The sequence below is a fragment of the Elusimicrobiaceae bacterium genome (assembly GCA_017528825.1).
Classification (GTDB): domain Bacteria; phylum Elusimicrobiota; class Elusimicrobia; order Elusimicrobiales; family Elusimicrobiaceae; genus Avelusimicrobium.
In genome coordinates this window covers 39,580-50,248 of sequence record JAFXOI010000025.1, presented here as the reverse complement: position 1 = coordinate 50,248, position 10,669 = coordinate 39,580, and the positions used below count along the sequence as shown (strand labels likewise).

The 10,669-nt window shown below is 43.7% G+C and carries 11 protein-coding genes and 1 pseudogene; 8 read left to right on the top strand and 4 right to left on the bottom strand.

Annotated features, from left to right (window positions below):
• The coding region (locus IKN49_05340) for a prepilin-type N-terminal cleavage/methylation domain-containing protein (GenBank protein ID MBR3632460.1) at positions 1-289 on the bottom strand (289 nt) is incomplete at its 3' end.
• 231 nt (positions 290-520) lie between these two features.
• On the opposite strand from IKN49_05340, the gene IKN49_05335 reads away from it, so the two are divergent.
• From IKN49_05335 to IKN49_05310, 6 genes are read left to right on the top strand one after another with little or no spacing between them, the layout of a single operon-like run.
• Positions 521-1,438 carry a hypothetical protein gene (locus IKN49_05335; GenBank protein MBR3632459.1) on the top strand — a complete coding sequence of 306 codons (918 nt, stop codon included), beginning with the start codon at positions 521-523 and terminating at the stop codon, positions 1,436-1,438.
• Between the two features lie 13 nt (positions 1,439-1,451).
• On the top strand, positions 1,452-3,251 hold the full coding sequence (locus tag IKN49_05330; GenBank protein MBR3632458.1) for a sulfatase-like hydrolase/transferase: 1,800 nt from the start codon (positions 1,452-1,454) through the stop codon (positions 3,249-3,251).
• A 60-nt stretch (positions 3,252-3,311) separates the two neighbouring features.
• Entirely contained in the window at positions 3,312-3,656 is a 345-nt protein-coding gene (locus IKN49_05325) for a DUF805 domain-containing protein (GenBank protein ID MBR3632457.1), read from the top strand.
• 43 nt (positions 3,657-3,699) lie between these two features.
• Positions 3,700-4,482 carry a hypothetical protein gene (locus IKN49_05320; GenBank protein ID MBR3632456.1) on the top strand — a complete coding sequence of 261 codons (783 nt, stop codon included), beginning with the start codon at positions 3,700-3,702 and terminating at the stop codon, positions 4,480-4,482.
• 19 nt (positions 4,483-4,501) lie between these two features.
• Positions 4,502-5,332, top strand: coding sequence for a hypothetical protein (locus IKN49_05315; GenBank protein ID MBR3632455.1), 831 nt, complete (start codon positions 4,502-4,504; stop codon positions 5,330-5,332).
• Positions 5,325-5,909 (top strand): hydrolase, encoded by a 585-nt coding sequence (locus IKN49_05310; GenBank protein MBR3632454.1) that lies wholly within the window; start codon positions 5,325-5,327, stop codon positions 5,907-5,909. Before IKN49_05315 ends, IKN49_05310 begins: the two co-directional genes overlap by 8 nt.
• Here the strand turns inward: IKN49_05310 and IKN49_05305 are convergent.
• Together IKN49_05305 and IKN49_05300 are read right to left on the bottom strand one after the other, a co-directional pair.
• The gene (locus IKN49_05305) at positions 5,899-6,321 is read right to left on the bottom strand and encodes a GtrA family protein (protein MBR3632453.1); all 423 of its coding nucleotides are present in this window, start codon (positions 6,319-6,321) and stop codon (positions 5,899-5,901) included. The two genes, IKN49_05310 and IKN49_05305, sit on opposite strands and share 11 nt — an antisense overlap.
• Positions 6,322-6,332: 11 nt before the next feature.
• The gene (locus IKN49_05300) at positions 6,333-7,052 is read right to left on the bottom strand and encodes an NAD-dependent deacylase (GenBank protein MBR3632452.1); all 720 of its coding nucleotides are present in this window, start codon (positions 7,050-7,052) and stop codon (positions 6,333-6,335) included.
• 46 nt (positions 7,053-7,098) lie between these two features.
• Between IKN49_05300 and IKN49_05295 the strand changes: the two genes are divergently transcribed.
• Positions 7,099-7,914 (top strand): radical SAM protein, encoded by an 816-nt coding sequence (locus tag IKN49_05295; protein ID MBR3632451.1) that lies wholly within the window; start codon positions 7,099-7,101, stop codon positions 7,912-7,914.
• Positions 7,915-7,916: 2 nt separating this feature from the next.
• Here IKN49_05295 and IKN49_05290 read toward each other — a convergent pair whose 3' ends face one another.
• Complete coding sequence (locus IKN49_05290; GenBank protein ID MBR3632450.1) at positions 7,917-9,785, bottom strand: hypothetical protein; 1,869 nt, start codon at positions 9,783-9,785, stop codon at positions 7,917-7,919.
• A 336-nt stretch (positions 9,786-10,121) separates the two neighbouring features.
• Between IKN49_05290 and IKN49_05285 the strand changes: the two are divergent.
• Positions 10,122-10,211: pseudogene (locus tag IKN49_05285) on the top strand (prepilin-type N-terminal cleavage/methylation domain-containing protein).
• The last annotated feature ends 458 nt before the right edge of the window (positions 10,212-10,669 follow it).

The following is a 10,669-nucleotide window of genomic DNA, read 5'->3' as shown; positions in this document are numbered from 1 at the left end:
TTACTCTGATTACATTGGGGTCAGATGTATTATTAGGAGTAATTAAATTAAATGTTAAATCATTGTTTTCCATTGTTACGTCTAAATTAGCCATGGTGTCGGTATATCCCGCATTGGCCATTTTAAAAGCTTCTTCTGCGTCTTTTATCGCTTTGGCTCCCGGTAACATCGTGCTCCAATGACTTTTGTCTACTGCTCCTTGATACATTGGGATAGCAATAGCACTTAATACTCCAATAATAAGTACTACTATCAACAACTCTATTAAAGTAAAGGCTTTCTTTGACATTTTTATTCTCCTGTTAAACAGCCTAAAACGCCCACAGTACAACCTTTAAAGACTTAGTGTCTTGAAAAACAGTGGCATTCTGGGAAATTGTAGCAAAAAAAAAAAACGAGTCAAGCCTTTTCTATTTCCCGACAACAAAACGGCCAAACAAGAAAATTAAAAATGTCTTTTTTTCAGCAAACCGCGTAAATCTTAATCGTTCATTCCTTCTACATTTGCTATGATAAGACTATGTCCGGTTTATTAAAAAATACTTCTCAGCGACGCGTGGAAAGCATCAAAACTGCCATACTATCCGGCCGTCCTTTCGAAGACGACTTGGAACGTCTATACACGGATTTACGCCTAAGCGCTCAGTATCGCCAAATGGTGCAAATTTATCAACTGTTGCGCTTGTACGTGCCGGAGGGGAAAAAAGAATCCTTGTATCATCCTGCTTTGCTACAAGCCTTTATTTCGTTGCAAATGGCGGAAGAAGCGATCTGTTGTGCCCGTATTTTACAACAGCTCATCCCCCAAGATCCGGAGACAAAAAAACTCATGACCGGACTAAAAATCAGACAAGAAAGCACTTTGCCCGGTTATACTCCAATCAGTACGCTAAGCCGTTATGCCCAACGTACCATCAGCGTACGTTGTCCGTCCAAATTGCCTGATGCTTGGCAAACTAAACTGGGCCGAATTACACCTCAATCCTTGGCGCACGTGGACTATTTCCGCAAACAAAAACAACTGGCCCGCGTGCCAAAAATCTATCGCACCCTGGTGCTTGAACAGTTTGATGAATTAATCTTAAATTATTTATTAGAACACGTACGCAGTGTGGTCGTATTATCCGGTGCTTTATTAGAATTGTTACTGGCCCTCTATTTACATGAAAAATTACATCTCACGCAGGCCGCTCCCAACGGGAAAAAGTCCAGAACTGTTTTTGATTTAAACCTCAGCGATTTACTGAGCATATACGCGCAAAAACAACTCTTGCCTGCTCACGTCTTGCGTCTCTGCCGCGCGGCCCGTATGCACCGCAACTATATACATATCGGAAAAGAAATTGTGGAAAAAAACCCACTACGGCCAACCGCTCAACAAATTTGTCTGTTAGCCGTGCTTGAAACAATTGACGTACTGTTCCCACACACGAAATAGGTATAATTTATATATGAACCTAAAACAAATTTTTTCCTTCTGTAGCGCAGAATATGTGTTGTGCTGTTTGTTGGCGCTGATTTATTTTATGATCAGCGGGTTCTATCCTACCGTAACAGGGGGGATTTTTACCGCCCTGTTTATCACGGGACATTTCTTTTTACTGGCACTGGGTTTATTCATACTGCTGGCCTTGTGTCGCCTGATAGGGGAAAAAACAGCTTATTGGGGCAGTCTGCTGATAGGATTTTTAGTAAACACCACGCTACTGCTGGACATTTTTGTATATACGCAATATCGCTTCCATATCAGTGGGGCTATGTTGCAACTCTTTTTTGGTCCGGCCGGACGAGAAATTTTTGTCTTTCCAACTTCCACTTACTTCGTACTAGCGGTCGCTTTAATTGTTATTTTGGCAGCCACTTGGGGACTAGTACGTCTGGCCTGCAAATGGCAATTATCCGTCAAAATGATGAGTTGCATGAGTTTAATGGCGGTGCTGTGTTTTGCCGGATATAATGGCATGTATGCTTGGGGAAAATTTATGTTAGTTCCGTCAGTCCTCACGCAAGTAACCTATCTACCTTGGGCAAACCCCATGAGCATGAACCGACGTCTGCGCAAAATGGGTTTTGAGCCGAAACACGAGCCTTATGAAACCCCGCGGGCCGGTGCTTTGAATTATCCGGTGGCTCCCTTATCTTGCGCGCCCCAGCAAAAGCCCAATATCCTAGTCATTTTGATTGATGCGTGGCGGGCCGATTCTTTTACTGCGCAAACGATGCCTTACACCTATGCGGCTTATAAAAATGCCCCTGATGCCTTTTATTTTACGAATCACTTATCAGGCGGTAATGCCACCGAAGCAGGCGTGTTTTCCCTGTTTTATTCTATGCCTTATGCTTATTGGGATACTATTACCGGTGCCAAAATGCGTCCTGTCTTAATGGCAGAGTTGGATAAACAGGGCTATCAATTCGGCATTTTTGCCAGTTCCCGCCTAAACAGTCCTGAGTTTAACCAAAATGTGTTTGCTGACATTGAAAATTTACGCTTATCTTCTAAGGGAGAAGAGAAATGGCAACGTGACGAAGATGCGCAACAAGATTTTTTACATTTCTTAGATACACGCAATCCCCAGCAACCTTTCTTCGGATTTTTATTTTATGACTCCGCCCACGGGCAGTCCTTACCGCCGGATTATCAAGGGCCGTTTGCCCCCAGTGCGCCGGACGTGATGAACTATTTGTTATTAACCAAAAATACAGATCCGACCCCGTATTTGAACCGTTATAAAAATTCTGTGCACTATATTGACGGACTGTTGCACCAGGTTTTTACCCGTCTGAAAGAAAAAGGATTAGATAAAAATACGGTGATTATTTTGACAGGCGACCACGGACAAGAAGTAAACGATACCCGTCACAATTTTTGGGGCCATAACAGTAATTTTGCAAAATACCAAACGCGGGTTCCGTTACTAGTTTGGTGGCCCGGTATGCAAGGCCAGCAAGTAGATCGCCGCACCGCCCACTATGATATTGTGCCTCTGCTTTTACGCCATGCACTGCTTTGCAACAATGCAGTGTCCGATTATAGCTCGGGCTATGATTTGCTGGACACTACTCCGCGTCCTTGGACGATTATCTCCAGTTACACCAACAAAGCCGTGCAGGAAGGCAATAAAATCTCTGTATTAAATAATTACGGCGGCATGGTAACCTACGACGAAGATTTTACCTCCACAGACACACCGGTAAGCGCCAAAGCACTAAACGAAAGTTTGAAAGAATTTAGTCATTTCTACAAATAGCCAAAAAAGCTAAAAAATGCTATAGTATGAGAGTAGTCTATTTCATCAAGGAGAAAAGGCATGTTTAAAACGTATTTCATGGACGTAATTACTCAGCATTTCTTTGATTTCAAAGGCCGTGCTACCCGCAAACAGTTTTGGCTGTTTACGTTGTTCAATTTGATCTTTTTGGTCATTTTGACAGCCTTAGGAACCATGAGTGGCTCTGTCGGAACTTTGTTCCGCACGCTGTATTACATTTACAGTTTAGTGTTACTTCTTCCCAGCTTGGGTTTAACTGTGCGCCGCTTGCACGATATTAACTTTCGCGGTTGGTGGGTACTGTTAGTGTTCATTCCGGTTGTAGGGCCTCTTACTTTGTTAGTGTTCTACATCTTGCCCAGCAAAGAACCGAATCGCTTCTAATATACTTGGAAAAGCGCCCGCTCCGGCGGGCGTTTTTATGCCTATGAAAAACGTTTGCAAAATCTTTGTTCTGCTTTGCGCTATTGCTTTACTCTATACCACATCCATGTACGGATACATTTGGTTAAAAATGCAGCCGCTACAGCCGATTGCACCCGTTTCCGCAGTAGCTTCTTATGACATACGGCCCGACGTAAACATGCTACATGCAGTCAATTCCGTTCACCGCGCACAAACCAAAGAAAAAGCGTTCAATGGCTTTGAAATAGACGTGAGCAAATACCAAAAAAAATTAGTAGCCGCGCACGATGCATCCACCTTTGCAAAAGCTCCGGCATTGGAAGAAATTTTTGCGGCAATAGCACATCCGGAAGAAAAAACTTTTTGGCTCGATTTGAAAACCCCATTAACTCAAGAAGATATTCAATATATCAAACAAATTGCCAAACAATATCACATCCATCCCAGACGTATCTTTTTTGAAGTGAAAGGGGGAGAAACAGCCGATTTACTAAGTGCCAACGGTTTCCCTATTTTGCTACAGATTTCTTCGCATTTTCACGAAGATGAAAATGATCCGCAAAAACGAATTTTACTCAATGCAGAATTGGAAGATTTATTGCGTCGTTATCATCCGTGGGCCATTGCGGCCAGCTTGGGCAAATATCCCTATTTACAAGCGTATTTCCCAAAATATAATAAAGCGATTTATTCTTCCACTACCAAGCGGCCCAGCCTCAAAAAATATTTCTTGACTCGCGCCATTCACCAAGACCCTACGGTACGCATTTGGATGCAAGATCAATATACCGCTTTGCCGTTTTAACTTTCTTGAGGAGATTTTCATGAAAACAAAACATACCTGGTTATATCGTTTGAGCAAAATAATCGTGCTATTGGCTATTTTAGTGGGTATTTATGCAGGAGTGTCGTACATTTTGGTCTGCAATCATCTGCGCCCTATTACCCCCATAGCCACCCCTTATCTGGGAACACCGACGGGATCTTGGGGGCCTACGGCGTTTTCGTTCATTCACCAAACCAATGAACGCCAACGGATGCTTACTAAATCCAAACGCTATCACGGCTTTGAAATTGATTTATACACGCAGCCCAACGATCCTACGCTATATGTAGCGCATGATCCGCGGCAATTCAAATATAAAATGACCTTGCAAGCTGCTTTTTCTATTCCGAAAGAGCCTGCCGAAAACTTTTTCTGGATTGATATGAAAAGCTCCCTCACACAAGCACAAATAGACGAGGTCAAAAACATTGCCCGCCTGTGCGGTGTACCGCTTGAAAATTTAATTTTTGAACCGCCTTATAAAGACGATGCACAAGCCAAACTGCTCACACAAAACGGATTGCGGGTGATTTTATTTATAACCGGTTTCGAAAAAGAATTCAATGCCGAACAAACACAAGCCTTAGTAGATAAAACTCAACATCGTATTGAAGAAATACAACCATGGGGTATTTCTAGCGGGATGGGCCTCTATCCTTATCTAAAGGCTTATTTCCCTAATTACCCGAAAGCCATTTGTTACAATACCACCAAACGACCCAGCCTCAAAAAATATTTTATGCGCCGTTTGATTGCCAAAGACCCGTCGGTACGTATCTTTTTAACCGATGAATATAATTGGGATAATTTAGGAGTTAAAAATGACTAGTACCGCTATTACTCGCGACATAGCAATTGCCTTGCTCAAAAAATACAATCAAGAGCCGTTTCATCTTTTACATGCTTTTACCGTAGAAGCGGTAATGCGCCATTTTGCCGAAAACCTGGGTTATGGCGCGGAAAAAGATTTTTGGGGATTGTGCGGCTTACTGCACGATATTGATTTTGAAAAGTTTCCGCAAGAACATTGTAAAAAAGCACCCGAACTTCTGGCCGAAATTCAAGCCGAACCAGAATTGGTACACGCCGTCTGTTCACACGGATATGGCATTTCTTGTGATGTAAAACCCGAGCATGAAATGGAAAAAGTATTGTTTGCGGTAGACGAACTGACGGGACTAATCGGAGCCGCGGCTCGCATGCGCCCGTCTAAAAGTACGCAAGATATGGAGCTAGCTAGTCTAAAGAAAAAATTTAAAGATAAAAAATTTGCCGCCGGATGCTCGCGCGACATTATTAGACAAGGCGCAGAGATGTTGGGGTGGGAACTGGACAAATTACTGGGTGACACCTTGCAAGCTATGCGTACAACAGAAAAAGAAATTGCGCAACAGGTTATTTCTTAAATACGAAATATTTATTAATGCAAAAACTGACCGCCGCCACCACTAGCGAGCTAAACAGGCCGGCCGCATATAGATTATTCCACACATAGCGGCTAAACAGACCCAGCAGAAAAATATTTAGAAAATAGCACCCGGTATATACGGCAAAAAACTTAAAAATCAGTCGGTTATCGGGATTATCAAAAACCAGCCCGCCCAAGGTTTTAAAGCTAAAACAAATACCGATTACCGTGGACAATAATACCGCCAGCGTATAGTGTAATCCTACAAAAATAAACAAAGCATACAGTCCATACGCAAAAGCCGTATTAAGGGCCCCAATCATTAAAAAACGCCACATCTGCTCCGGGATATGCGTCCAACGCTCTATCCACAAACAAAATCCTTTAAAACAGGCCAGCAGTTTTTCCATAGGTTTTCTCTTTATAACTCTTTTTCCAATTCGGCAAAGAACTCTGTAGCCTTCACTTGATAGAAATAATCACTCACGGTGTCTGTAAAAGCAGAAGGCAAAGTATTGACTTCAATAATTTTAGCCCCGTACTGTTTAGCCGTTAGTGGCATGCTGCACGCCGGCATTACCTGTCCGGCGGTCCCCACAATAATCATTACATCACACGAACACGCCATCTCTTCGGAACGGGCATACACCGCAGGGGGAATTCCTTCCCCATAAAAAACAAAATCCGGTTTGAGCACTCCTCCACATAAACAAGTGGGGGGAACTTCTGTTAAATCAATATCTTCCGTGCGGTATTTGCGACCGCAGTTTAGACAGTGCATTTGATGAATGGTGCCGTGAAATTCTTGCACATTTTTACTGCCGGCTCTTTGATGTAATCCGTCGATATTCTGTGTAATTACCCCTTGAAAGCCGCCTCTCTTTTCCAGTTGTGCAATGACTTCATGCGCTTTATTGGGATGCGCTTCTTCCATACAGGTAAAGAAAATCTTTTTCATTTCTTCCCAACTGCGTTTTGGATCACGGTAGAAAAAATCCAGTTCAATAAATTTTGGATCATACTTATTCCATAGGCCACCCGCACCGGTAAAGGGGGGAATGCCACTTTCCACAGACACTCCTGCCCCAGTAAATACAACGCCACTTTGAGCGTTTTTGATTAATTCAAATGCTTCTCTCATACTGCTATAATATAAAATATCTCACTTAGTGAGGAACTTGCTTGCTATGCTTACCGTAAAAGAAATAGTGACCAAAGGATATATTACGCCTTCCAAATTACCGGGATTTGATTATGTCATTAATCCCTATGTGGGATGTCCGCACCGGTGTATCTATTGTTATGCTGAATATATGAAACGGCTCACCAGTCACGAAGAAGCATGGGGCGATTTTCTAGATGTCAAAACGCGCAGCATTTCTCATAAACCGCTTGATTTGCAAGGCAAAACAATACTACTTAGCTCGGTTACTGACTGTTATAATTTTTTAGAAGAAAAATACCGCTTAACCCGCCAATTACTAGAGCAATTACGTCACAGCGGCGCGCAAATTACTATTTTGACTAAATCTCCTTTGGTACTGCGAGATATTGATATTTTGAAACAAATACCGGAAGTGACAGTCGGTATTTCTGTCAGTACCCACCAAGATGAAATCCGTCAACAAATAGAACCCGGCGCTCCGGCTATACAAGAGCGCCTAGCGGCTTTAGAAACCCTACACCGGGCAGGCATTCGCACTTGGCTCAACGTGGCCCCGGTTTGCCCCGGACTAACGGATTGGAAAAACCTAGTGCAATCCTCTTTAGGATTTGTAGATCGATACGCCTTTGAAAATTTAAAGTTGCGCGCTTCGGCATTACATCGAGTGTTACTGTATATCACGCAAAAACAGCCGCATTTGAAGGCGTTATATCATCAAATTTACGAAGAGAATAATGGGAACTACTGGCACAACTTGCGTAAGGAAATTCTAGCGTTTTGCAATGCTCATAAATTATCTGCTGCCGTGTACTTTTCGGAAAAAACGCCGACCGAATAATTTTACACCTTGCCGCCTTTTTTAGTTTTATTGAGCACGCACACATAGTAGCGCAGACGACCATTTTCCCACATTTTTTTAACGCCGTGGAACTCCGTTTCAAACCCTGGGAAACGATTGTCAAACTCTTCATTGATACGCAAATAATCCATCACCGGACTATCTGTTGCCCCAAATCGCTCTCCGGGCATAATTACCGGCACGCCGGGGGGATAAGGCAGAATAGCAAATACGCTCACACGTCCGGCCGCTTCTTCTAAAGGTACATATTCCGTGCGGCCCGAAGCCAAACCGTAATACGCTTTATGCGGAGCAAGTGCCTGTTCGGGCAGATGTGTGTACAAATCCTGGCTACGGCGCATGATATCATACTCCTTCAAAAATGCATGCATTTTCCGACATAAATCAGCCAGGCCCATTCCTTGATAATGAGACGGATGTGCCTGATAAATCGTCGGAAACCATTGGGAAACGGGCGTATTATCGGCATATTCTAATTTGAAATCGTGTAGTACGCGCAGTAGTTGTGCGGTGCGGGTGGTACTCACGCCGGGCGCAAACAAGAAAAGCAAATTATAAAATCCGTTTTTCTCAGCCACCACACCGCGCGCGGCCATATATTTTTTGACTACCACCGCCGGAATGCCGAAATTTTCCATGGTTCCGTCGGCGCACACTCCGGGCGTTAATAAGGTTACTTTTAAGGGATCTAAAATATAATCATCCTCTGGCTTAATCTGCATCCCGGTCCATTTATCGTTGGGTTTTAAGGCCCAATGCGCCGGATCTTTTTCCAGTCGTTTACCCACCGGTTGCCATGGGGTAAACCACCAGTCACCTCTCTTGGCAAAACGCGCTCCGGCACGGCGGACAGCTGCTCTAAAACGCAACGCAATATCCAGTGCTTTGTTGATGAGGTCATAGCCGCTGTCTTTCATGATTTGCGTATTAACGTCTAACGAGGCAAACAGCGGATAAAAAGGCGACGTGCTGGCATGCATCAAATTGGCTTCTACGAGGCCTTGCGGGTCCAACTCTTGCGGGCCGGAACCCTGCCGGAAATGAAGCATAGAGCATTGCGAAAACGCCAAGAGCAGTTTATGCGTGGACTGCGTGGCAAACAAAGCCGGCATCTGCATACGCCGACGGGCGCGCGGGGCCATTGCGTAACGGTGTTCATAAAACGGGTGAAATGCCGCATACGCGTACCAGGCCTCATCAAAAAGTAAAAAATGAGTCAAGTCGGCCAGTTGTGTTTTAACTTTTCCCGCGTGATAAATCACGCCGTCGTAGGTGGAGTTGGTAATCACGGTTAATTGCACTTTGGCCGCTTTGGGGTTAGTGGTTAATTTACTAGCGGCAATTTTGGCGCGGATGCTTTCTTTGGTTAATTGACTAAAATCAATCGGGCCAATCATTCCATACGAACACGGCTTAGGAGTTAAATAAACGGGAATGGCCTCGTTCATGATAATGGCATGGATGATAGATTTATGGCAATTGCGCCCCACTAGCACCAAATCGCCGGGTTTAACCGTGGCAAAAAAGACCACTTTATTAGCGGTGGACGTACCGTTTAGCACAAAAAACGTGGTATCGGCCCCGAATGCTTCGGCGGCGCGTTTTTCCGCTTCGGCCGGAGCGCCTTCATGCTCTAACAGCGAGCCCAGTTCCTCAACACTGCTAGACATATCGGTTTGAAATAAATTATGTCCGAAAAACTCATAAAAATCCTTCCCGGCCGGGCAGGATTTCAAGCCGTTTCCGCTGGCGTGGCCGGGCGTACTCCACAGCGCGGGTTTTCCCTTGGCGTAGTTTTTCAGCGCACGGTAAAAAGGGGGGAGAAAAGTATCTTTTTCGTCTTTTTCCATAGCAGTTATTATATAAAAAAATTTCTGTTTGCATAAAAGCAAAAATAAGCTATACTATCAAGGTAGTACCGCAGGCCAATCCCCTGCTTACAATTTATTCTGTTTTTGGAACCGTGTGCAGAACACGGAGAGCTTTGTACAGACAAGGCACTATCTAGGTCCAAGAACAGTCGTTTTAGGCACTAAATGGACGGACTAATTACCCGGCTGTTTAGTGCCGAGTGTTTGCCACTCGCAAGAGTGGCAGACCACGGCTGTTATGTATTGGGTTACCTAGATAGGCTCAAGCGTAGCGGCCGTTTTTTATGTCTGTTCCAAAAACAAAAAGGAGCTTGTATGAAACATAAAAGAGGTTTTACCCTGATTGAATTATTAGTGGTCGTATTGATTATAGGCATTTTGTCGGCCATTGCCTTGCCGCAATATACGATTGCAGTGGAAAAATCCCGCGCCGCCGAAGCCATGACTAATATTGCAACCATGAAACGACAAATGCAAGTGTATATTATGGAAAACGGATTGCCAAGTGATAGAATAGGATATGAAGAGTTTGCAAATGTGGAATTACCCTGCGAGTGGGATGCTAATAGTTGCTTTACAAAATATTTTCAGTATGGTGCAGGTATTACTAGTTCTGGTGGATATATTGAAATTTATAGAACAGGAGCTCAAGGAGATCTGTATGCCCTACGTAGCACTCAAGAGAAAATCTACAATGATGATTCAGCAGTAGATGGTTGGTATAATGCTTGTATTACAGAGACCAACGATTTAGGCCGTAAGATTTGTAAGCAATATGAAGCGCTAGGTTGGGAATATGTAGATAATGACCTATAATTTTTGCTCTTTTTTCACAAACAGCCCGGTCAAATGACCGGGCTGTG